At 70.8% G+C, this 22,705-nt stretch carries 18 protein-coding genes and 1 tRNA gene; 11 read left to right on the plus strand and 8 right to left on the minus strand.

Annotated features, from left to right (window positions below):
- Positions 1–190 precede the first annotated feature (190 nt).
- The 3 genes from glyA to QWI33_RS13015 all read left to right on the plus strand — a co-directional run bounded on the left by glyA (position 191) and on the right by QWI33_RS13015 (position 5,029).
- On the plus strand, positions 191–1,465 hold the full coding sequence (glyA, locus tag QWI33_RS13005; protein ID WP_289957570.1) for a serine hydroxymethyltransferase: 1,275 nt from the start codon (positions 191–193) through the stop codon (positions 1,463–1,465).
- A gap of 251 nt (positions 1,466–1,716) precedes the next feature.
- Positions 1,717–3,285 carry an LPXTG cell wall anchor domain-containing protein gene (locus tag QWI33_RS13010; RefSeq protein ID WP_289957571.1) on the plus strand — a complete coding sequence of 523 codons (1,569 nt, stop codon included), beginning with the start codon at positions 1,717–1,719 and terminating at the stop codon, positions 3,283–3,285.
- 187 nt (positions 3,286–3,472) lie between these two features.
- Positions 3,473–5,029 (plus strand): hypothetical protein, encoded by a 1,557-nt coding sequence (locus QWI33_RS13015; protein WP_289957572.1) that lies wholly within the window; start codon positions 3,473–3,475, stop codon positions 5,027–5,029.
- A 202-nt stretch (positions 5,030–5,231) separates the two neighbouring features.
- On the opposite strand, the gene QWI33_RS13020 is transcribed toward QWI33_RS13015, so the two are convergent.
- Complete coding sequence (locus QWI33_RS13020) at positions 5,232–5,450, minus strand: hypothetical protein (protein ID WP_270118310.1); 219 nt, start codon at positions 5,448–5,450, stop codon at positions 5,232–5,234.
- Positions 5,451–5,773: 323 nt separating this feature from the next.
- Here QWI33_RS13020 and QWI33_RS13025 point away from each other — a divergent pair, with 323 nt between their 5' ends.
- Complete coding sequence (locus QWI33_RS13025; RefSeq protein WP_289957573.1) at positions 5,774–6,595, plus strand: P1 family peptidase; 822 nt, start codon at positions 5,774–5,776, stop codon at positions 6,593–6,595.
- Positions 6,596–6,609: 14 nt separating this feature from the next.
- Positions 6,610–7,536 carry a glycoside hydrolase family 191 protein gene (locus tag QWI33_RS13030; protein WP_289957574.1) on the plus strand — a complete coding sequence of 309 codons (927 nt, stop codon included), beginning with the start codon at positions 6,610–6,612 and terminating at the stop codon, positions 7,534–7,536.
- On the opposite strand, the gene QWI33_RS13035 is transcribed toward QWI33_RS13030, so the two are convergent.
- Both QWI33_RS13035 and QWI33_RS13040 read right to left on the minus strand, forming a co-directional pair.
- A complete protein-coding gene (locus tag QWI33_RS13035; RefSeq protein ID WP_289957575.1) occupies positions 7,518–9,017 on the minus strand; it encodes a GGDEF domain-containing protein in 1,500 nt (499 codons plus the stop codon). The two genes, QWI33_RS13030 and QWI33_RS13035, sit on opposite strands and share 19 nt — an antisense overlap.
- Before the next feature lie 852 nt (positions 9,018–9,869).
- Positions 9,870–10,175, minus strand: a complete 306-nt coding sequence (locus QWI33_RS13040; RefSeq protein WP_289957576.1) for a hypothetical protein — start codon at positions 10,173–10,175, stop codon at positions 9,870–9,872.
- 194 nt (positions 10,176–10,369) lie between these two features.
- Between QWI33_RS13040 and QWI33_RS13045 the strand changes: the two genes are divergently transcribed.
- From QWI33_RS13045 to QWI33_RS13055, 3 genes are all read left to right on the plus strand, one after another.
- A complete protein-coding gene (locus QWI33_RS13045; protein WP_289957577.1) occupies positions 10,370–11,521 on the plus strand; it encodes an LCP family protein in 1,152 nt (383 codons plus the stop codon).
- A gap of 91 nt (positions 11,522–11,612) precedes the next feature.
- Positions 11,613–12,710 carry an LCP family protein gene (locus QWI33_RS13050; protein WP_289957578.1) on the plus strand — a complete coding sequence of 366 codons (1,098 nt, stop codon included), beginning with the start codon at positions 11,613–11,615 and terminating at the stop codon, positions 12,708–12,710.
- A gap of 90 nt (positions 12,711–12,800) precedes the next feature.
- Entirely contained in the window at positions 12,801–13,904 is a 1,104-nt protein-coding gene (locus QWI33_RS13055) for an LCP family protein (RefSeq protein ID WP_289957579.1), read from the plus strand.
- Positions 13,905–13,958: 54 nt separating this feature from the next.
- Here QWI33_RS13055 and QWI33_RS13060 read toward each other — a convergent pair whose 3' ends face one another.
- The 3 genes from QWI33_RS13060 to QWI33_RS13070 form a co-directional block, all read right to left on the minus strand.
- Positions 13,959–14,822 carry a siderophore-interacting protein gene (locus QWI33_RS13060; RefSeq protein WP_289957580.1) on the minus strand — a complete coding sequence of 288 codons (864 nt, stop codon included), beginning with the start codon at positions 14,820–14,822 and terminating at the stop codon, positions 13,959–13,961.
- Between the two features lie 184 nt (positions 14,823–15,006).
- A complete protein-coding gene (locus QWI33_RS13065; RefSeq protein WP_289957581.1) occupies positions 15,007–16,974 on the minus strand; it encodes an FtsX-like permease family protein in 1,968 nt (655 codons plus the stop codon).
- Positions 16,971–17,942: an ATP-binding cassette domain-containing protein gene (locus QWI33_RS13070; protein ID WP_289957582.1), complete on the minus strand. Its 972-nt coding sequence runs from the start codon at positions 17,940–17,942 to the stop codon at positions 16,971–16,973. Before QWI33_RS13070 ends, QWI33_RS13065 begins: the two co-directional genes overlap by 4 nt.
- A gap of 235 nt (positions 17,943–18,177) precedes the next feature.
- On the opposite strand from QWI33_RS13070, the gene QWI33_RS13075 reads away from it, so the two are divergent.
- Complete coding sequence (locus QWI33_RS13075; RefSeq protein ID WP_289957583.1) at positions 18,178–19,389, plus strand: sensor histidine kinase; 1,212 nt, start codon at positions 18,178–18,180, stop codon at positions 19,387–19,389.
- Positions 19,390–19,469: 80 nt separating this feature from the next.
- Here the strand turns inward: QWI33_RS13075 and QWI33_RS13080 are convergent.
- Positions 19,470–19,554: transfer RNA gene (locus QWI33_RS13080), tRNA-Tyr, on the minus strand.
- A 199-nt stretch (positions 19,555–19,753) separates the two neighbouring features.
- Between QWI33_RS13080 and QWI33_RS13085 the strand changes: the two genes are divergently transcribed.
- Together QWI33_RS13085 and QWI33_RS13090 are read left to right on the plus strand one after the other, a co-directional pair.
- Positions 19,754–20,245 (plus strand): YajQ family cyclic di-GMP-binding protein, encoded by a 492-nt coding sequence (locus QWI33_RS13085; protein ID WP_289957584.1) that lies wholly within the window; start codon positions 19,754–19,756, stop codon positions 20,243–20,245.
- 12 nt (positions 20,246–20,257) lie between these two features.
- Positions 20,258–20,440, plus strand: coding sequence for a hypothetical protein (locus QWI33_RS13090; RefSeq protein ID WP_289957585.1), 183 nt, complete (start codon positions 20,258–20,260; stop codon positions 20,438–20,440).
- On the opposite strand, the gene recD2 is transcribed toward QWI33_RS13090, so the two are convergent.
- Positions 20,437–22,674, minus strand: coding sequence for an SF1B family DNA helicase RecD2 (gene recD2 / locus QWI33_RS13095; RefSeq protein WP_289957586.1), 2,238 nt, complete (start codon positions 22,672–22,674; stop codon positions 20,437–20,439). The two genes, QWI33_RS13090 and recD2, sit on opposite strands and share 4 nt — an antisense overlap.
- Positions 22,675–22,705 lie beyond the last annotated feature (31 nt).

Consider the following 22,705-nt stretch of genomic DNA (forward strand, 5'->3'; position numbering starts at 1 on the left):
GTCCCTGCGCGGCCCGCCGACGCCCCCGGGGCCGCCTGCGGGCCGCCGGCCGGCGCCGCCCCGAAGCCGGGCCGTCTCACAGGTGAGGAAATGCGGGGTGCCCAGCTCAGAAGGCCCGGCTATGCTCGCATCATCAAGGCCACCTGCCCGGTCGCCGTGCGAGATCATGCCGATCAGCGAGGAGCATTGCATGTCCGACGCCTACGAGGCCCTCACCGCTTCGCTCGCGGCCATCGACCCCGAGATCGAACAGGCCATCGAGAACGAGGGGCGACGCGAGTCGGAGAAGATCCGTCTCATCGCGTCCGAGAACTACGTGTCCCAGGCGGTCATGGAGGCGACGGGGTCGATCCTGACCAACAAGTACTCCGAGGGGTACGCCGGGAAGCGCTACTACGAGGGCCAGCAGTTCATCGACGTCGTCGAGCAGCTGGCCATCGACCGGGCGAAGGCCCTCTTCGGGGCCGACCACGCGAACGTCCAGCCGTACTCCGGCTCGCCGGCGAACCTGGCCGTCTACATGGCGTTCCTGAACCCGGGCGACAAGGTCCTCGGCATGGGCCTGCCCGCGGGCGGGCACCTGACCCACGGGGCGAAGGTCTCGGCCACGGGCAAGTGGTTCGACGCCGTGCACTACGGGGTCCGCCGCGACACCGGCCGCATCGACCTGGACGAGGTCGCCGAGATCGCCCGGGCCGAGCGCCCGAAGATGATCATCTGCGGCGGCACCGCGATCCCCCGCACCGTCGACTTCGCGGGCTTCAAGGCCATCGCGGACGAGGTCGGCGCGGTCCTCATGGCCGACATCGCGCACATCGCCGGCCTCGTGGCCGGCGGGGCGCACCCGACCCCGGTCGGGCTCGCGGACGTCGTCACCACCACCACGCACAAGACCCTGCGCGGTCCGCGCGGCGCGATGATCCTCACCAAGGAGGAGCACGCGAAGGCCATCGACAAGGCGGTCTTCCCGGGCCTCCAGGGCGGCCCGCACAACCACACCACCGCGGCGATCGCGGTGGCGCTGAAGGAGGCCGCGAAGGACTCCTTCAAGGAGTACGCGGCGCAGATCGTCAAGAACGCGAAGGCGCTCGCGGCGGGCCTGACTTCGCGCGGGTTCGACCTGGTCTCGGGCGGCACCGACAACCACCTGATCCTGGTCGACCTCACCAGCAAGGACATTCCCGGCAAGCCGGCGGCGAAGGCCCTGGACGCGGCCGGTATCGAGCTGAACTTCAACTCGGTGCCGTTCGACCAGCGCAAGCCGTTCGACCCGTCGGGCCTGCGCATCGGCACCGCTTCGGTGACGACCCGCGGCATGACCGAGGGCGACATGGACCTCATCGCGGGCTGGATCGACCGGGCCGTCGCGGCGGCGAAGGACGGCAAGGACTCCGAGCTGGACGTGGTCGCGGGCGAGATCCGCGAGCACACGCGGGCGTTCCCGATCCCGGGGTGGAACAAGTAGGACGCAGCCTGGCCGGAAGGCCTTGCGGCATCAGCGAATGAGGGCGTCCGGCCTGCGGGTCGGGCGCCCTTTCGCGTGGCCCTGCACACGTCGGCAAAAATTCGCGGAGCGGTTTGCAACCGGTGAGTCACGGGCTGCGTCTTGTTTTCATAGGACCCTCGACCGGTATCGCCCCTGACCACGGCGCTGCGGTCTCTCCAAAAAGGAAAGCACCCATGCATTCGCCATACCCTCAGCAAGCCGGAAAACGGTTGCTCACCGTTGCCGGGGCGGCCGGCCTCGCCGTCGCCGCGTTCGCCTCCCCCGCCGCCGCCCAGACCCCCGAGGTCGAATCGACGATCGTCGAGGACTACTCGCCGGTCACCGTCGGCGACGAGCCGACGCTCGCCATCGCGCAGATCATCTTCACCGAGGCGTTCCCGGCCGGGCACACGCTCACCGCGCTCATCACGATCGACGCGCCTGACGGCACCTTCGCCATCGAGAACGATGACGACGACGACTGCGCGCCGAACGCGGCGGGCACGGTCGTCGAATGCACCGCGGACGCGGCCGAGAGCGTCTCCTTCGACTACAACTACGCGGCCGTCCTCGAAGCCGAACCGGGCGACTACGAGTACACCGTCGAGTTCAAGGTGGACGGCACGACCGTCGCCACGGCCGACGACGTGATCGAGGTCAGCGCGCACTCGGTCGAGTCGTTCCGCTACGGCCACGGCCAGGTCGAGGTCGAGCCCGGCGGCACCGCCGACACGGCGCCCTCCTTCATCCAGACCGACGCCCTGCCCGCGGGCACCGCGGCCCTGGCCTACGGCGTGTCCGAGCCGGGCTACATCATGTCCGGCCTGGCCGAGGCGAGCGCCCCGTACGAGAACTGCGTCGACGGCTACTGGAACGGCGACGGCGGGGTCACCTGCATCGTCACCGACTTCGAGGACAAGCCGGGCACGACCTTCGCCCCCGACTCCCCGATCTCGTTCAGCGTCGGCGAGACGGTCCCCGGGCCGTTCGACGTCTGCGGGTGCGGCTTCGAGGTCCGCCCGCTGACCGCCGCAGAGCTCGAGGACGAGTACGGCGACGTCGACACCGAGACGGGCGACCAGCTCGGCTTCGAGACCGTGTCCGAAGGGGACGACCCGGACGACTTCGGCTGGGCCGGCTACATCGACGTCCGCACCACCGAGAACCCGTTCGACCTGTCCGTCGCCGACGCGAACGCCAAGGGCAAGAAGGGCGACGAGGTCACCCTCACCGTCCCGGTGAAGAACCTCGGCCCGGCCGACGCCGCCTCGTTCTTCGACGGGCCCGGCTCCTACGGGATCATCGGCTCGCTGCCGAAGGGCCTCGAACTCGTCGAGGCCGGCGGCGACGGCGACGACCTCTCCTGCTTCGAGCCCGACGACCCGATGGTCGAGCACTCCTTCCCGCAGGTCGACCCGGCGAAGACCGACTTCGTCTGCTTCTTCTGGAGCGTCGGCGCCGGTGAGTCGTTCGACTTCGAGTTCACGGTGAAGATCACCGACGCGGCCTCGAAGGCGAAGGGCACGCTCACGGTCGCCGCGATCGACGACGAGGGCTACCCCGGCATCGCCGACGCCGACGCGAAGAACGACACCGCCGACATCACCGTCAACGGCACCGGAAGCGGTAACGGGAACGGGAACGGCAACGGGGGCGGCTCCGGGAAGCTCCCGAAGACCGGCACCTCGATGGGGATGATCGTCGGCGTCGCCGCGCTCGTCCTGGTCGCGGGCATCGTGCTCACGGCCCTCACGGCCCGCCGCCGCAAGGCCGGCGCCGCTGGGGCGATCGAGGAGTAGCACCGAAGCGAGTCAGGGGCGCCCGTCCGGCCGGACGGGCGCCCCTGCCGTGTGCCGAGGTGAACGGGTCGTGAAGTTTCCGGGTGCGGGTTGCAAAGCGCCCCCAAACGGGCGCGTGAAGTGATTGACACCACTTCGGACGCACGGCCCCGTGAGGACCGCCCCGAACCACAGCAAGGACGATCCCATGAAACCAAGCAGCACCCGGGCCGGACGCGTCGCCGCGCGCCTGACCGCCGCCACCGTCGCCGCGGGCCTCGGCGCCCTGGGACTCGCGGCGCCCGCCGCCGCCCAGGTACCCGCGCCCACCTCGGTCTACCTCGACTTCGAAGGCCCGTTCCCGTCCGAAGAGGGCCCGGTCCTGCGGGAGTTCAACGCCGTCTTCGGCGACGACTTCGTCCCCGGCGACCACACCGTCACCATGTCGCTGTCGATCGGCACCCCCGACGACGCCTTCCGGTTCACCGGCGGCGACCTCGGGGAGCTGTGCGCCGTGAACTCGACCCACACCGAGGTCGACTGCATCCAGACCGAGGCCCCCGACGTCGTCGAGTGGGAGTTCCAGGTCGAGGTGCCGGACGCGTCCAACGCCGGCTCGTACCCGTACACGGCCGAGCTCGCGGTCGACGGCGAAGTGGTCGCCAGCGAGTCGAAGAACGTCCGGATCCTCGCGTTGGACGGCAGCGACCCCGACCTGCCCTACGACCACGGCGCCGTCGAGTACACCGGCGTCGCACCCGGGACGACCGTCGAGGTCTGGCCCGAGATCCTCCAGGAGGACCCGCTTCCGGACTACACCGAGGCCGTGGTCATCGAGTTCTCCGACTCCGAGTTCAACCAGAGCGCCGAAGTCGTCGCCGACTACGCCAACTGCATCGACACGGGATGGGTCGTCTCCTGCGCGGTCACCGATCCCCCGGACGAGCCCGGCACGGTCTTCACGCCGACCCTCCCGGCCCTCTACGAGGTCGACGAGGACGCCCCCGGCCCGTTCGAGGTCTGCAACTGCTCCTACTACGCCTACCCGATCGACGCGGCCGAGTACGAGGACCGCTTCGGCGGCCTCGACGACTCGGACGACGTCCTCGGACTGCGCGAGGTCACCGAGCCCGAGTCCGAGTTCGGCAGCGACAGCTGGGGCCCGATCACGATCGAGACCAGCGCGAACCCGGTGGACCTCTTCGTCGAGGACACGAACCTCAAGGGCGCCAAGGGCACCACGACCACGCTGAACGTCGAGTTCCACAACGACGGGCCCGCCGACCTCATCGCGCACTCCGACGGGCCGGGCCACGGCGCCGTCCTGGTGTCGCTGCCCACGGGCGTCGAGCTCGTCCCCGGCGCCGAGCAGGTCTGGGGCTGCTACGACGAGGTGAACTGGGATCACTTCCTCCCCCAGGTCGACCAGGCCGTGATCGACGACGCCGACGTCGTCTGCCACCTCGGCGACCTCGAGCAGGGCGAGACGGTGACGTTCCCGCTGGAAGTCAAGATCACCGGCAACGCAAAGGCCACTGACGGGACGATCGTCGTGGCCGTGCAGGAGAGCGTCTTCACCGACGCCGACCTGACGAACAACACGGCGAAGCTCACCTTCAACGCCAAGGGCTCCGGCTCGGGGAACCTGCCGAACACCGGCGCCTCGCTCGGGCTGATCATCGGCGCCGCGGCGCTGGTGCTCGTCGTCGGCATCGTGCTCATGGTCCTCACGGCCCGCAAGCGCAAGGCCGGCGCCGAGGAGTAGGCCTGACGTGAACGGGCCCCGGCCGGGCGGCCGGGGCCCGTTCGCGTGCGGGAACACCGCAGGCGGGCCCCGCCTCGCGGCAGGGCCCGCCTGGTGAAAGCGAAACGCGCCCGACTCTCGGGGAGCCGCAGCGCGTCGCGTTCTAGTGGGTTTCGAGTTCAGTCTTCGGCCGGCGCCTTGTGGGCGCGCTCGCCTCGGTTCCTTAGCGGGCCAGACCGGCGAGGGCGCGGCCCTCGAGGCGGTCGGCCGCCCGGCGGAGCACGCCGGCGGTCGAGAGGCGGACCTTCTCCGGGCGGGTGACGCCGAAAGCGTAAGGCTTGTCGGCACGCCCGTCGTCAACGACCGGGGCGTTCGGCAGGGCCGAGGTGGCAACGGTGTTGGCGGCGTCGACTGCGAGGTATGCACCTACGAGCTCGTTCATGATGATTCCTTCCCGGCAGGGTGAGCCGGTTTTGGTATTTCTTGGGGAACCGCTCGTCGATGACGCCATTGTCGACGGCGGGATCCGGTGCGATCGCGGTGGACCGCCTCCGGGGCCGGGGCTCAGAGAACGTTTGCGGGTTCACCGCCCCGTTCCTGCTTCCCTCGGCTTCGTATTCAATGCTAAGGCGTGCGCGTCCGGTAAATCCAGGTATTTTGCGTGGGTCACAGGTGTCCCGCAACACTGTCCACAAAGAGCTTAGTTACCGTTTGGTTATTGAATTCGAGGGGCGGTTCGCGGCGACGTGGCGGTACTCTTTCCGGATGCGGGACTTGGGAGTTCGCGTCGGTCACTGGACCGGCGAGCACACCGGCTGCACGGTGCTGCTGTTCGATGAGGCCACCACCGCTTCGGGCGAAGTGCGGGGCGGGGCCCCGGCCAGCCGCGAGATCGAGCTGCTCGACCCCCTGCGCGCGAACACCGGCATCGACGCGGTGCTCCTCACCGGCGGTTCCGCCTTCGGGCTGGCCGCCGCCGACGGCGTCATGCAGTGGCTGGCCGAGCACGACCGCGGCGTCCTCACCACCGGCGGGCCGGTGCCGATCGTGCCGACCCTCGGACTCTTCGACCTCGACGGCTCGGGCAACGTTCCCGGTGCGGCCCAAGGCTACGAGGCGTGCGACGCCGCGATGGCGCCGTTCGAACCGGCCCTGGACGGGCCGATCGGCGCGGGCCGGGGAGCGACGGTCGGCCAGTGGAGAGGCGTGACACTGCCGTCAGGCCTGCGCACGGCCACCGTGTCGGCCGGGCCCGTCGCGGTGTGCGCGCTCGCCGCGGTGAACGCGTTCGGCGAACCGGGGCCGCTCGACCGGGAGCTGCTGCGGCCCGAGGGGTTCGCGACCGGCGCGTTCGGGCGGAACACGACCATCGGGGTCGTCGTCACCAACGCCCGGCTCGACAAGGTCGAATGCGCCCTGGTCGCGCAGGGCGCGCACGACGGCCTCGCGAAGGCGATCAGCCCGGTGCACACGCGCATGGACGGCGACGCGTTCGTCGCGGCCTCCACGGGCGACCTGGAGGCCTCGGTCGACGTGGTGCGGGCCCTCGCCGTCGAAGCGGTCGCCGAGGCCATCAGCGCGTACTGACTATCCTGCGCAGCATGAGACGACTCCGTGCCGCGCTGCTCGCACTGCCGTTGCTGCTCGCCGCCTGCTCCGGCGGCGGCGTGGGAATCGAGTCGGTGACCGGGACGCCGACCGACGCGGGCTCGGTCGGGCCCCCCACCGCCGACGCGCCCGCGACCTGGATCTACCAGCTCTCCGGCTACGAGGACGACGGGCTCGGCGCGCTCATCGCGGCCCCGCACGACGCGGCCGTCATCGACCTCGCCCGCGACGGCGGCGAAGGCTACTTCACCGCCGAGGAGATCACCGCCCTCAAGGACTCCGGCAAGCGCGTCTACGCGTACTTCACCATGGGCTCCATCGAGACCTACCGGCCCGAGCACGACGCCGTCGCCGCCACCGACATGGTCCTCAACCAGTGGGGCGACTGGCCCGACGAGTACTTCGTCCAGTACTGGGACCAGCGCTGGTGGGACCTCGTCATGCGCCCGCGGCTCGACCAGGCCATGGCCGCCGGATTCGACGGCGTGTACCTCGACGTGCCGAACGCCTACGAGGAGATCGACCTCGCGCTCGTCCCCGGCGAGACCCGGGAGTCGCTGGCGCAGAAGATGGTCGACCTGATCATCGCCGTCGACGCCTACGCGGGCGAGCACCTGGCCGTCCTGCCGCAGAACTCCCCCGAGCTGCGCGAGTACCCCGGCTACCTCGACGCGATCGACGGCATCGGCATCGAGGAGCTGTTCTTCCTCAACGCCGACGAGCCCTGCACCGAGGAGTGGTGCGCCGAGAACCTGGACGACACGCGCGCGATCCACGACGCCGGGAAGCTCGTCCTCGCCGTCGACTACGCCGCCGATCCGGGCAACGTCGCCGCCGCCTGCGCGCACTACGCGGAGGAGGGCTTCGCGGGGGCCGTCGCGGGCGTCGACCTCGACGCGGTCTACGCGCCGTGCCCCTGACCGAGGCCCTGCCGGGGAGCCATTAAGCCGCTCCCCTCCCAGAAGCTCTTGCGCGACCGCTTCATCTGGTACATCGCCTGGTCGGCGGCCCACAGCGTCTGCGTGGGGTTGCCCCCGGCCGCCAGCCGCGCCCACCCGATCGACACGTCCACGGGCGTGCCCGGCACCGAGTACTCCCAGTTCTCGCTCGACACCGCCACCCGGATGCGCTGCGACACCGCGTCCGCGTCGTACTCCGTCGCGCCCGGCAGCACCAGGATGAACTCGTCACCGCCGGTGCGCGCCAGCAGGTCCCCCGTGCGGACCACGCTCGACAGGAGCGCGGCGACCCGCTGCAGGATCGTGTCGCCCGCCTGGTGCCCGTGCGTGTCGTTGACCGCCTTGAACCCGTCCAGGTCCAGCACCGCGATCATCCCGTCACTGTCCACACCGGACAGGAACTCGTCGAGGCGGCGCCGGTTCGGCAGACCCGTCAGCTCATCGGTGTTCGCCCGGTCCGCCCAGCCCGCGACCGCCCGCCGCAACTGGTCCCGGTCCACCAGCGCCCCGGCCGAGTCCAGGTAGATCGAATGGAATTCGTTGATCTGCTTGTACAACGCGTACGTCGTCGCGTGCGCCGCCAGGATCGACGCCGCATGGTCGCCCTTCGCGACCAGCGCCAGCGACTTCAAGTGCTGCGGCTCCATCACGCCCAGGGTCTCGTCCCCGATGTCGCGCGCCTCCAGCACCTCGAGGGCCTCCAGTCCCCGCGCCTGCGCGATGAGCCGGGACGCCTGCGCGAGCGTGCGCAGGTCCATCGCCTCCACCGACGAGGTCTCGTCCGGCAGCAGGTGGTCGACCGTCCAGTTCTCGCCCACCCCGAGCAGGCTCACCCGGGCCAGCGCGTAGTGGATCCACTCGATCTCGCGCGCATCCAGCTCGTGCAGGCTCGGCTTGACCCGGCGCAACTCCTTGAGCAGCAGGTAGTTGCAGGCCCGCGCGTCACCGGTGTAGTAGCGCAGCAGGGCGTCCCGGACGCGGACCTCGACCCCCTCGACCGAGGAGCGGCCCACACCGGTGCGCTCGGCCAGGGTGTGGCACTCGTCCAGCGCGTGCGAGGCCTGCTGCTGGTAGCCGCAGTTGGAGAGGATCACCGCGAGGTCGTACCAGGCGTCGACGGCGGCCTGGCTCTCCTCGGTCATCGCCTGGAGGGCCCGGCGCGAGAGGACCAGCTGCTCGGCGGTGAGGCCGAGGGCCTTGATGTAGTGGTGGTAGTACCAGGCGGCCAGCGCGTGGTACTTGCCGGTGAGGCGGGGGTCCTGGCAGCGGGAGACCGCGGCCCCGGCCTGGTCGATGGTGCCGGGGATCTTGTCGGTCGCGCGCTGCGAGATCTGGCCCTGGAGGATGAAGAGCCACGCCTGGGCCCGCTGGTGCACGGTGTCGGAGTTGTAGACGATCCAGGTGGCCTCGGCGACGGCCTCGGCGACCTGCCCCGACCGCATCAGGGCGCGCAGACGCCGGTACTGATCGGCATAATCACGCGCAGACGTGATCCCCCTCCGTGGCGTCACGCGCTCTATCCTGCCACCGCGGAGCCGATATATCCAGTGGCGCACGCCGTGACCGCATTCGCCTTGTGCTCTCGAAGAGTCAAGCGCCCGAACCGTTTTCCTCCGAGCCCAGGCCGCGCCGCATAAAGTACAGGCAGTGCCCGAAATGGAAGGATGGTGGGCTTTGCTCCCTCGAAGTCCGCACAGTGTGCTCCCATGCAGCGCCTGCGGTGAGCCGCTCCAGGCGGCCCCCGGCGCGACGGTCCTCGCCTGCGACGCGTGCGGCACGGAGCTGCACGGGCGCCCGGCCTCGCGGCGGCTCGTGGACCCGGACTGGGCCGCGCTGGCGCCCAAGCCGCGGCTGCGGTACGCCGACGACACCCCGGAGGCGCTGATCGCGCCGGAGGCGATCGTGCCGTTCCGGGTGGAGCGGGCCGCGGCGCGGCTGATCCTGAGGGATTGGGCGCGGCGGTCCTGGTTCTCGCCGCGGGCGTTCCGGCGGATCGACGAGTCGGAGTCGTTCCGGGGCGCGTACCTGCCGTTCTGGGTGTGGGGGGCGCGCACGCGGTCGCGGTACCGGGCGGCGCGGGGCGACTACCAGTGGGCGAAGGGCGGCAGCGGCCGGGTACGCGGGATCCGGTGGTCGCCGGCGGCGGGCCTGGTGGACCGGGACTTCGCGGCGGTGCCGGTGGCGGCGACGGTGCGGCTGGAGGGGACGGCCCTGGCCGACCTGCTGCGGGACTGGTCGCTCGACGCGGCGGTGTGGTTCGAGCCGGGGATGCTCGACGGGTACTGGACGCAGGGCTACGAGCTGGAGCCGGAGGTGGGCCTGGAGCTGGCGAAGGCGCGGATGGCGGCCGAGGTGGAGCGCGAGGTGCGGGCGCGGGTGGGCGGGGACGAGCAGCACGTGCCGACGATCGAGACGTCGTACTCCGGGCTGGGGTACCGGCTGGTGCTGCTGCCGGTGTGGCTGGTGTCGCACGCGCACCGGGGGCGGCGGCGGATGGTCGCGGTGCACGGCGAGAGCGGCCGGGTGGTGGGCGAGCGGCCACTGAGCGCGGCGAAACTGGCAATTGCAACGGCCCTCACGCTGGTTGTGGCGGGAGCCATACTCTATTTCTGCCGTTTATCCCTTTCATCCTGTCCCGCAAGGCTGCCGGACCGTAGAGGAAGCATGTACGCGATGCTCATGCTCTATGGTTCCTGGAACGCCACGCGCCGACTGACCTGCGCGTGCGTCCCCCGAGCGCGCCGGCCTCCCCCGCGGGCGCCTCGACACCCCGCAGACCGTTCCGGGAGAGGCAATGCGCAGCCCGATGAAGCACGCCGTCGCCAAGGCGTCGTCGCCCTGGTGGGCGAAGGCCATGGTCGTCACCGGCTCCATGGTCATGGTCGTCTCCGGCGGCGGGGCGATCGCCGCCCAGGTGAGCGTGAACGTCGTCGAGGACTCGGTGAACCAGGCCGACCTCCTCGGGGACCAGCGGATCGAGAGCGACGAGGGCGCGAAGATCACGGGCCCGCTGAACTTCCTGGTGCTCGGCACGGACGAGCGCGTGGGCGCCGGGGGCGAGGCCCGCACGGACGCCGACATCATCGTGCACGTCAACGAGGACCTCACGCAGGTCAGCATGATCTCGCTGCCGCGCGACCTGTACGTGGAGATCCCCTCGGGCGTCCCGGCGTCGGAGACGAAGCTGACCGAGGCGTTCGCGTACTCCGAGGACTGGGGCGAGTCGTTCCAGAACACCGCCGAGACGATCACGCACCTGACCGGGATCCAGTTCGACGGCGGCGCGATCGCGAACTTCGAGGGATTCCTCGACATGGTCGACGAGCTCGGCACGATCGAGCTGTGCCCCTGGCACGAGATCACCTCGATCCACGGCGACAAGAAGACCTACCCGGAGGGCTGCGCCGAGTACAACAAGGCGGACGCCCTGGACCTGGTGCGCCAGCGGTACGGGTGGGACACGGACGAGGACTACGCCAACGGCGTCTGGGGCGACTTCGGCCGCCAGAAGATGCAGCAGCAGGCGATCAAGAAGATCCTGGAGCGGGCCAAGGAGAAGGGCTACGCGACCGACCCGACGAAGGCCGTGGAGCTGCTGGGCAGCTTCGGGGACGCCTTGACCCTGGACGTGGGCGGCTACAACCTCATCGACCTGATCACGCAGATGCGCGACGTGGACCCGAACGAGATCATCTCGATCGGCACGCCCTCCTCGGTGGGCGACCTGAACGGCACCTCGTACGTGCTGATCCACGAGGGCACCGACGAGGAGACCGCGGCCGCCTCGCTGTGGGAGGCGATCGCGGACGACGCCATCAACGAGTGGGCGTGCGGGAACGGGCAGTGGCTCAGCGGCGACTCGGAGCCGGACTGCGCGGCCGTCCCGGCCGACGGGGGGCAGGCCGCCGGCGAGGAGCCGGCGGGCGACGCACCCACGGCGAACTGAGGTGCCTTCGCGAAACCCGATCGGCGCAACCCCTCGCGTTTATCAAAGCGTTATGCATAGTGAATAATGCTGACCTGACGCTTGGAGGAGCATGGCTGGCAAGAGCGGCGCCCCCTGGTGGGCACACGTAATGCTGTACGCGGGCGGGGTGACCATGGTCATCGCCGGCGGTGCGGCGGCGGTCACGCAGATCGGTGTGAGCACCGCCAACAACGCGCTGGAGAACGAGGACATCCTCGGCGACGCGCAGGCCGACATGGACGTCGAGAACATCTCCGGCCCCTTGAACATCCTGGTGCTCGGCGTGGACAAGCAGGGCGGCTCCACCCGCTCGGACACCATGATCATGGTGCACGTCAACGAGGACCTGACCGACGTGTCGATGGTGTCGCTGCCGCGGGACCTGTACGTCGAGATCCCCGACTGCGGCCCCGACTGGGGCAACGACACCTGCATGCAGAAGCTCAACCACGCGGCGTCGATCAGCGACGACTGGGAGACGACCCGAGCGAACGTGGTCGACACGATCTACAACCTCACCGGCGTCGAGTTCCACATGGGCGCCACCGTCGACTTCAACGGCTTCATGGACCTGGTGGACCTCGTCGACGAGATCGAGCTGTGCCCGTGGGAGGACATCACCTCGATCCACGGCGAGAAGCGCTTCTTCCCCGAGGGCTGCAACTACTACAACAAGGAAGAGTCGCTCGACCTCATCCGGCAGCGGTACGGCTGGACCGACTGGGAGAACGGCCTCGGCGGCGACTACGGGCGCCAGGCGATGCAGCAGCAGGCGATCAAGGCGCTCATCAAGGAACTCAAGGCCGACGGCTACCACAAGGACGTCGGGAAGCTCACCGACCTGTTCGAGGGCCTGGACGGCAAGCTCACGCTCGACCTCCCCGACGGCCTGACCGCCGTCGACCTGGCGATGAACCTCCGCGACCTCAACCCCGAGGACATCACCTCGATCCGGGTGCCGGCGACCTCGCTGAAGACCGAGGTCGGCGATTCGGAGGTGATCGCCGAGGGCGAGCAGCAGATCGCGGCCGACGCCCTCTGGAGCGCCCTCCAGGACGACACCATGGACCAGTGGATCGCCCAGTACCCCGAATGGGTCAAGCAGACCGGGAACGCCGCGACCGAGACCGCCGCCGAGCCGGCCGGCGAGACCGCCACCACCGACTGACAAGACCACAGGGCCCGGATGCAACCGCGGGCACCCGTTCGAACGTGACTCCTACGGCAATGCGTATCTGACCCCAGGAGTCCAGACCCCATGAAACACGTGGCCGGCAAGAGCGGAGCGCCTTGGTGGGCGCACCTGATGATGTACGCGGGCGGCCTCACCATGGTCATCGCGGGCGGGACTGCAGGCGTGGCCCAGTTCGCCTCCAGCGCGGCCGAGAACGCCGTCCCCACCGAGAACATCCTCGGGGACGCGCAGGCCGAGGTCGAGGAGATCAAGGGCCCGCTGAACATCCTGGTGCTCGGCGTGGACAAGCAGGGCGACTCGACCCGCTCGGACACGATGATCCTGGTCCACATCAACGAGGACCTGACCGAGACCACCATGGTGTCGCTCCCCCGCGACCTGTGGGTCGAGATCCCCGACTGCGGGCCCGGGTACAGCAACAACCCGTGCGAGAACAAGATCAACCACTCGGCGTCGATCAGCGGCGACTGGGAGGTGACGCGCCCGAACGTGGTGCAGACGATCTACGACCTGACCGGCGTCCAGTTCCACATGGGCGCCACCGTCGACTTCGAGGGCTTCCTCGGCCTGGTCGACATGGTCGGCGAGATCGAACTCTGCCCCTGGCACGAGATCCAGTCGATCCACGGCGAGAAGCGGGTCTTCCCCGAGGGCTGCGCGATGTACGACAAGGACGAGTCGCTCGACCTCATCCGCCAGCGGTACGGCTGGGACTGGGACTCGGACTGGGAAGAGGGGCGCGGCGGCGACTACGGGCGCCAGGCCATGCAGCAGCAGGCCATCAAGGCCCTCCTCAAGGCGTTCAAGCAGGAGGGGTACCTCACGGACCCGGGCAAGCTGACCGAGATCCTGGAGGGCTTCGGGGACTCGCTCACGATCGACAAGCCCGAGGAGTGGACCATCACCGACCTCGCGGTGAACCTGCGCGACATCGACCCCGAGAGCATCACCAGCGTCCAGGTGCCGTCCACGGCCGACCAGACCTTCCTCGGCGGTGAAGCGGTCTCGATCGTAATGACCCACGAAGGCGCCGAGCAGGAGGCCGCCGACGCCCTGTGGGCCGCGCTGCAGGACGACACGCTCGACCAGTGGATGACGCAGTACCCCGAGTGGGTCAAGACCCCTGGGAAGACGCCGACGGCGGACGCGAGCGCAACCGTCGACTAACAGGCCACAGGAACGGGGGCCGCGCTCGCGCGCGGCCCCCGTTTCCGTGTTCGCTTACCGCGCTGCGGCTTTCGCCTCGTCCTCGTCGTCGACCTTGCGCCACTCCATCTTGCTGGACTGCCAGCCGTCCTCGTCGTGCCCCAGGCGCCAGTAGCCGGAGACCGACATGCGCTCCTTCGGGACCTCGTGTTCGAAGCGCAGCAGGCGGCGCAGGTCGCGGACGAATCCGGCCTCGCCGTGGACGAAGGCGTGCACGTCGCCGGCGGGGAAGTCGAAGGCCCGCACGGCCTCCACGAGGCGCTCGCCGACGCGGGCGCCGCCGCGGTGGACCCAGGTCACGGTGAGGTCGGCGGCCGACTTGAACTGCAGCTCCTCGTCGGGCCCTGCGACTTCGAGGAAGACGTGGGCGCGGGCGCCGGGGGCGAGGCGCTCGACGGCGGACGAGATCGCCGGGAGGGCGCTCTCGTCACCGGCGAGGAGGTGCCAGTCGGCGTCGTGGGCCGGCGCGTACGCGCCGCCGGGTCCGGCGAAGCGCACCGGCTCGCCGGGCTGGACGTTCGCGGCCCAGGGGCCGGCGACGCCCTCGTCGCCGTGGTAGACGAAGTCGATCGAGAGCTCGCGGGCGGCCTTGTCCCATTTGCGGACCGTGTAGGTGCGGGTGACCGGCCACTGCTCGCGCGGGTACTCCTCGCGGATGCGGGCCAGGTCGAACGGCTCGGGGTAGGTCACGCCAGGGGCGGGGAACTGGAGCTTCAGGTAACTGTCGGTGCATTCGCCGCTGTCCGTGGAAGCGCAGTCGAACTCCGCGAGGCCCTCGCCGCCCAGCACCACGCGGATCATGTGCGGGGTGATCCGCTCGGTGCGCAGCACTTCGGCGGTCGTGACCCTGGGGGTCCGGCGTCCTCGGGCTTCAGCCATGTCCGCTCCTCCGGTACTCGGCTCGCGCCCTCGAACGGTCGGCGCCTGCGGGCCGTCCGGAGACCTCAACGCGAGCAACTTAGGTTTCCCTAACTATCACATCCGGAAACCAGCCGCCGCCAGTGAGGGGGGACACGGGCCGGGGCCGCCACACCCCCGGCGTGGCGGCCCCGGAGCATCCGGATCAATCCGGTCGAGGGCTCACGTCCTGCATGACCGAGCGCAGCAGCGGCCGCGACAGGGCCCCGGCCGCGATCACCGCGGCGACGCCCGCGCCCACGGTGGCGCCGAGGATGAGCGCGCCGCTCGCGTCGAAGCCCATCCCGCCGATGACCGGCGAGGTCAGGACCATCCCGGTCAGGATCGACGCGCCGCCGATGATCCCGAGCGGCAGCAGGGTCTCCTGGCGGCGGGCCCGGTCGAGGACCCGCTGCTCGGTCCCGGCCAGGTGCAGCAGCCGGTAGGTCTGGCGGCGGTCGAGGACCGAGCCGATCGCACTGATCGCCGCCGAGACGGCCGCCGTCAGGAACACGACCGCGAGCACCACGGTGACGCCGGTGCGGACGGACCCGACGAGCCGGTTCGACATGATGCTCGAATCGACCTCCCGCTCGGGCGGGTCGCCGGGCAGGGCCGCGGTCATGGTGCTGCGCACCGCCTCCAGCTGCGCGCCCGACGTGGTCGCCTCGAGCACCGCCCGGCCCTCGCCACCGGTGAGGTACCCGCTGGACTCGACCACCGCGACCTCGGCCGCGTCACCGAGCCTGCCGGAGAGGTCGGCCGCCAGGGCCTCCGCCTCGGCTTCGGGGACCAGGACGGCCACCGACTCCGTCTCCTGCGCGCTCGTGTCCACCTGCAGCATCGGGAACATCGCGACCGAACCGGCCACGAACCCCGCGATCGCGACCCCGGCCACCGCGCGCCACGCGGACTTCGGATCGTCGGCGAGCCGCCGGGCCGCCAGCAGCCGGGACGGGCCCCGCGCCGTGCGGGCCAGGATCCGGCCGAGCTTCTGCACGATCCACGGCCCCACGAGGTTCACCGCCGCGAGCGTCCCGGCGAACAGGCCGATGAGGACCACCACGGCGATCATGTCGCCGCCCACCAGGTTCGTGCCGACCATGAACGCCGCCGCGAGCACCGCGAACACCACCAGGCGGATCGCCTTGAGCCCCTTGGTCTTCACGCGCCGCGCCACCCCGAGCGGGCTGATCACGACACCGCGCAGGCCGATGAGCGCCGAGACCGCCACCAGGACCGGCACCGCGGCCGCCACCGCGAGCATCCACGGCGCGCCCGCCCACAGGTCGCTCACGTACCAGCGCCCGCCGTCGATCGGGATGAGCGCCACCAGCGGCGTCACCGCCATCCACGCGAGCGTGCCCGCGATCGCACCCGCGGCGGCCGCCAGCGTCGTCTCGATCAACGTCAGGCGCATGACCTGGCCCGGGGTCGCCCCGATGAGCCGCAGCGTGGCGAGCCGCTCGTCGCGACGGGCCACGGTGAGCCGCGCGGCAGCCGCGCCGAAGACCGCGGCGGGCACAGCCATGAGGATCGCGGCCAGCACCATGAGGATCATGTAGAAGCCGTACACCGTGTCGGCGCTCCCGACGGCGAACGAGTCGATCTCCCTGGGCGACACGCCGTCCGCGCTGGTCCGCTCGGCGGTCATCGCCGGGTCGGCGGCGTCGCGGCCGACCACGGCCACCAGCTCGTTCGGGTGGGCGAGCGCCTCGGGGCCGAGTTCACCGGCGAGGTGCGCGTCGCCGTAGCGGGCGAGGAAGTCGGCGTCCGGAACGCCTTCGAGCAGGTCGGCCGCCGCCGGCGAGAGCCAGACCTCGCCGGGTGCCGGGAACGCCTCCATGCCCGGCGGGACCGGCGCGTCGGCGCTCAAGGCGGCGAGGTCCACGCGGCTGACCGAGTCGCCGCCGAAGTGGTCGGCGGCCGTGGCGATCACCGCGTCGCCGCTGCCGGACGCGGCGGCCGGATCACGCCAGGCGGTGCGGTCGGCGCGCTCGTCGAACGCGAAGTTCCCGGCCACGGCGAACTGGAGCAGCAGCGTCGCGACGGCGACGGCAAGCGCGGTCAGGCCCGTGCTCAGGAGGGCGCTGCGGCCCCCGAGGCGGGTGAGCCGCCAGGCCAGCTCGGTCATCGCCACACCTCGACGACGGATTCGGGACCGAAGTCGGGGCCCGCGGCACGGGCGGGAACGCCGGACGCGAACGCGTCACCGCCCCGGCCGATGATGCGGGCCTGCGTACGGTCAGCATCCGAGACGCCGCCGACCGGGACCGACCCCGCCGCGAACGCGACCGGGCCCGCCACCGAACCGTCTTGCGCCCCAAGCGAGCCGGCCGCGGCCTCGCCGCCGCGCACCGGGAGCGCGCTCGCACCCTGCGGGGCCGAACCGGCCCGCAGGCCCGCGCCGGCCGGCTCGTGCACCGCTTCGCCGTCCCCGGTCCGCGGCGTGCCGCTGAGGCGGCCGTCGCGGATCTCGATGGTCCGGGTGCAGCGCGCCGCGATCCGCGGGTCGTGCGTGACCACGACCAGCGCCGCGTCCAGTTCCCGGACCGTGTCGAGCAGGATCCCCATCACCTGGTCGCCGGTGGCGCGGTCGAGCGCACCGGTCGGCTCGTCCGCGAACACCACCGCCGGGCGCACCACGAGCGCCCTGGCGAGCGCGACCCGCTGGGCCTCGCCGCCCGACAGCTCGCCGGGACGCCGGTCCTCCTTGCCTTCCAGGCCGAGCCGCCGCAGCTCCGCGCGGGCCGGCTCCAGGGCGGTCTTGCGCGGCGTACCGCCGAGCATGAGCGGCAGCGCCACGTTCTCGTCCGCCGGCAACTCCGGCAGGAGCTGCCCGAACTGGAACAGGAACGCGAACCGGGTGCGCCGCAGGTGGCTGCGCTGGCGCTCGGAGAGGGTGTCGATGCGCTCGTCGAACAGGCGCACCTCGCCCGAGTCGGGCCGCATGATCCCGGCCAGGCAGTGCAGGAGCGTCGACTTGCCGGAGCCGCTGGGCCCGGTCACGGCCACGGACTCGCCGGGGCCGATGGTGAAGTCCACGCCGTCGAGCGCGGGGGCGGTGCCGAAGCGCTTGGTGAGGGCGCGGGCGGTGAGCATCGGCGGCCTCATCGGCGGGCCTTTTCTTCGTGGGAGACGAAGGGGAGGGCCGTGCCCGCGATGAGGAACGCGAGGGTGAGCACCAGGCTCACGACCATGCTGATCTCAAGGAATTCGTTCATGGAGCCAGCTTCGCCCGGACCGGGAGCCCGCCGCCTCGGCTCGCGGGCCGGTTTCGGGCGGCACGGGTCGGCCGTTCGACCGAGGGTCCTGGAAAGACGGTTACCGTCGGGGCATGACCTCGACGTCCACCCGGCCCGCTTGGGGCAGCCGCTTCAACCGGTTCACCATGCGCCTGCTCAAGATCGGCATCATCGGTCTGCTGCTGCTGGTCCTGGCCATGGAGATGGTCTCGCACGCCCCGGAGAGGAAGCCGCCGATCTTCTCGTGGGTGGCCTGGGTGGAAGTGGCGGTCTCGCTGTTCGTCATCTTCGTGTACTTCTGGTACCAGCCGGGCCGCAAGCGCTGGATCGCGGCCGCCTCGATCGCGTCGCTCGTGGCCACCGTGCTCGATCTCTTCTACGACCAGGGCATTCGCGGGGTCGGTACGGCCGAGCTGCTGGCACTGGGCCTGCTCATGCTCTTCGCCGTCCGCCACTGGGACGCCCCGCCCGGGCGGTGGGTCGCCTACGCCACCGGCGCCGCGGCGATGCTGATCGGCGTGGCGCGCCTGTACGGCAACGAGCTCCAGGATGCCGCGATCGGCGGCACGCTGCTGACCGGCATGGCGTTGACCACGGTGATCGGTTTCGGCTCGTACCTGCGCAGCATGGACAAGCTGCGGCGCGAGACGCAGGAGGAGGTGCGGCAGGCCGAGCGGCTCGAATTGGCCCGCGAGATGCACGACTTCGTCGCGCACCACGTCACGGGCATGGTGGTGCTCGCGCAGGCCGCGCAGGTGACGAACACGGACCCGAAGCAGGCGTTCGCGGACATCGAGGAGGCCGGGCTCGCGGCCCTGACCTCGATGCGGCGCATGGTGAAGATGCTCCGCAACGACGACGCGGGCGCGGGCACCAACCCGCTCGGGGACCTCGCGCAGATCGAGGACCTCGTGGAGCGGTTCAACCGCGAAGGCACCGACACGACCTGCTTCATCTCGCCGGAGCTGGCGGGGAGCACGGTCGCGCCGGAGATCGCGGCGACGGCGCACCGGATCGTGCGGGAGGCGCTGACGAACGTGCGCAAGCACGCCCGCGGGGCGACCCGCGTGCGCGTCGTGGTCGCGGCGGCGAGCGGGAACGGCCTCGAAGTGTCGGTGCGCGACGACGGCCGGGCCGCGCGCGGCAGGCTCGCGGACTCGGGGGGCGGCCTGGGCCTGCTCGGCCTGGGCGAGCGCGTCGAGGCGGTCGGGGGCCAGCTCAGGGCCCAGCCGAGGCCGGAGGGCGGGTGGGAGACGGCCGCCTGGCTCCCGCGGGCGGCGGCCGAGGCCCAGCCGCAGCACTAGCGGTCCGGTAGGAAGTTCGGTGCGGGATCCGGACGCAGCAGGAAGGCCCGCGACCTGGTGGTCGCGGGCCTCGCCGCTACTGGTGGCAGGTGCAGGATTCGAACCTGCGAAGTCGATGACGGCTGATTTACAGTCAGCTCCCTTTGGCCACTTGGGTAACCTGCCGTGGCTTGTAGCGAGAGCAAGAATAACCTCTCCTCCACGGGCCCGCGCAAGCGGGTTATCCCCAGTTGAGACGGCGTTCACTGCGGCCGGGCCGCAATGCGCCCGCCCGGGCCGGTGGGACAGGACTAAGCTTGGCGGTCGCGCCCCTCGCACCACCCCCACGCTGAGCCTTGAAACCGCAAGGAAGGACCGGACTGCCATGGCTGACGCCTCGTTCGACATCGTCTCCGAAATCGACCTGGCCGAACTCGACAACGCGATCAACCAGACCCAGCGCGAGCTGGCCACCCGGTTCGACTTCCGCGGCACCGGCGCGAGCGTCGAGCGCTCCGGCGACGAGGCGGCGCTGATCACGGCCGAGACCGAGGACCGCGTGAAGGCGGCCCTCGAAGTGCTCAAGGAGAAGCTGATCAAGCGCGGGATCTCCCTGAAGGCCCTGGACGCGGGCGAGCCGCGCCAGTCGGGCAAGGAGACCAAGATCGACGTGACCTTCAAGCAGGGCATCTCGACCGAGGACGCGAAGAAGATCGGCAAGATCATCCGCGACGAGGGCCCCAAGGGCGTCAAGCCCCAGGTCCAGGGCGACAAGCTCCGCGTCACCGGGAAGAAGCGCGACGACCTGCAGGAGGTCATCAGCCTCCTCAAGGGCAAGGACCTCGAGGTCGCGCTCCAGTTCACGAACTACCGCTAGGAGGCGAACGCCGTGTTCGGCATGTCGTTCATGAACGTCCTGGTCCTCGCCCTCTTCGTGGTGGGCGGGGGCCTCGTCGCGCTCATGGTCACGATCACGCAGCGCAGCTACAAGCAGGACGAGAAGTCCGAGTTCTGGGTGGTCTACCCGACCGCGAAGGGCGAGAAGCCGATCGAGCCGGCGCCGGAGCGTTAGGGCCGGACCGGTGCGCCCGGAGGGCCCTGACCGCCGAGGCGGTGTGTGAGGCCCGTGTGGCGCTTGCCGGTCCCTTTGGTGCGCACGGCGACTGCGAGGGCCTGCTTCGAGCCGACGAGCACGACGAGGCGCTTCGCTCGCGTGATCGCCGTGTAGAGCAGGTTGCGCTGCAGCATGGTCCACGCGCTCGTGGTCACCGGGATGACGACGGCGGGGTATTCGGAGCCCTGCGAGCGGTGGACGGTGATGGCGTAGGCGTGCACGAGCTCGTCGAGTTCGGCGAACTCGTAGTCGACGTCCTCGTCCTCGTCGGTGCGCACGGTCATGGTCTGGGCGACCGCGTCGATGGCCTGGACGAGCCCCACGGTGCCGTTGAAGACCCCCGCCTTGCCCTTCGTGTAGTTGTTGCGGATCTGGATCACCTTGTCGCCCAGGCGGAACACGCGGCCGCCGTGGCGGCGCTCGGGGAGCCCCTCCTTCGCGGGCGCGAGGTGTTCCTGGAGGCGGGCGTTGAGGTTCCCGGCGCCGGGGCCGCCGCGGTGCATGGGGGTGAGGACCTGCACGTCGCGCACCGGGTGGATGCCGAACCGCTTCGGGATGCGGTGGGCGACGATCTCGACCACGCGGTCGGCGACCTGCTCGTTGTCGTCGCACGCGAACCAGAAGAAGTCGGGGTACCCCTCGAGCTCCGGCAGTACCCCGTGGTTCACCTTGTGGGCGTTGGCGACCACGCCTGACTCGGCGGCCTGCCGGAAGATCCGGGTGAGGCGCACGCGCGGGATCGCGGGCGCGGCGAGGAGGTCGCGGAGGACTTCGCCGGCGCCGACGCTGGGGAGCTGGTCGACGTCCCCGACGAGCAGGAGGTGCGCGCCGGGCGGGACGGCCTTCACGAGCTTGTTCGCGAGGATCGTGTCGAGCATGGACGACTCGTCGACGACGAGGAGGTCGACGTCGAGGGGGTGCTCGCGGTCGTAGGCGGCGTCGCCGCCGGGCCGCAGTTCGAGCATCCGGTGGAGGGTGCGGGCCTCGAAGCCGGTGAGCTCGGCGAGGCGCTTCGCGGCGCGGCCGGTGGGGGCGGCGAGCATGACTTTGGCGCCCTTGGCCTTCGCGAGGGCCACGATCGAGGCGACGGTGAAGCTCTTGCCGCAGCCGGGTCCGCCGGTCAGGACCGCCACTTTCTCGGTGAGCGCGAGGCGCACGGCCTCGGCCTGCTCGGGCGCGAGTTCGGCGTCGGAGCGGCGGCCCAGCCACGCGAAGGCCTTGTCCCAGTCGACGTGCGCGAAGGCCGGGAGGCGGTCCTCGTCGGCGCGCAGGAGCGCGGTGAGCCCGGCGGCGAGGCCGCGTTCGGCGTGGAAGAACGGCGCCAGGTAGCGGGCGGGGACCGTGGAGTCCTTCGCGGGCACGTCGTCGGCGATCACGTGCTCGCCTTGGGCGGCAAGCTCTTCCAGCGCCCTGGCGACCGGCCCGGGTTCGAGGCCGAGGAGCTCCACCGTGTCGGCGACGAGGTTCGGGGCGGGCAGGAAGCAGTGCCCGGCGTCCGACGCCTGCGAGAGCGTGTACTGGAGGGCCGCTTTGACGCGCTCGGGGGCGTCGTGGGGGATGCCGACCGCGCGGGCGATCGAGTCGGCGGTGCGGAACCCGATGCCCCACACCTCGTTCGCGAGGCGGTACGGCTCGTTCTTGACGACCCCGATGGCGGCGTCCCCGTACTGCTTGTAGACGCGCACGGCGAGCGAGGTGGAGACCTCCACGGACTGGAGGAAGACCATGACCTCCTTGATCGCCCGCTGCTCCTCCCAGGCGGCTGCGATGAGCTTGGTGCGCTTGGGGCCGAGGCCGGGGACCTCGACGAGGCGGGCGGCGTCCGCGTCGATGACCTCGAGGGTCCGGACGCCGAAGTGGGCCGTGATCTTCGCGGCGGTCTTGGGCCCGACCCCTTTGATGAGGCCGGACCCCAGATACCGCTCGATGCCCTGGACGGTCGCCGGAAGCACGGTCCGGTAGGACCAGACCTCGAACTGGCGGCCGTACTTCGGGTGGCTCGACCAGCGTCCCGTGAGCGACAGCGACTCGCCGACCTGGGCGCCCAGGAGCGGGCCGACGATCGTGACGAGGTCGCCGCCGCCGCGCGCCGGGCTGACACGGGCGATGGTGTACCCGGTCTCCTCGTTCGCGTAGGTCACGCGCTCGAGGACCGCCTCCAGTTCCGTCCCACCGCTTCGGGGTTCCGCCATGGGACCACGGTAGACGGCGGGTGTGTCACTC

The sequence above is a fragment of the Glycomyces tritici genome (assembly GCF_030403505.1).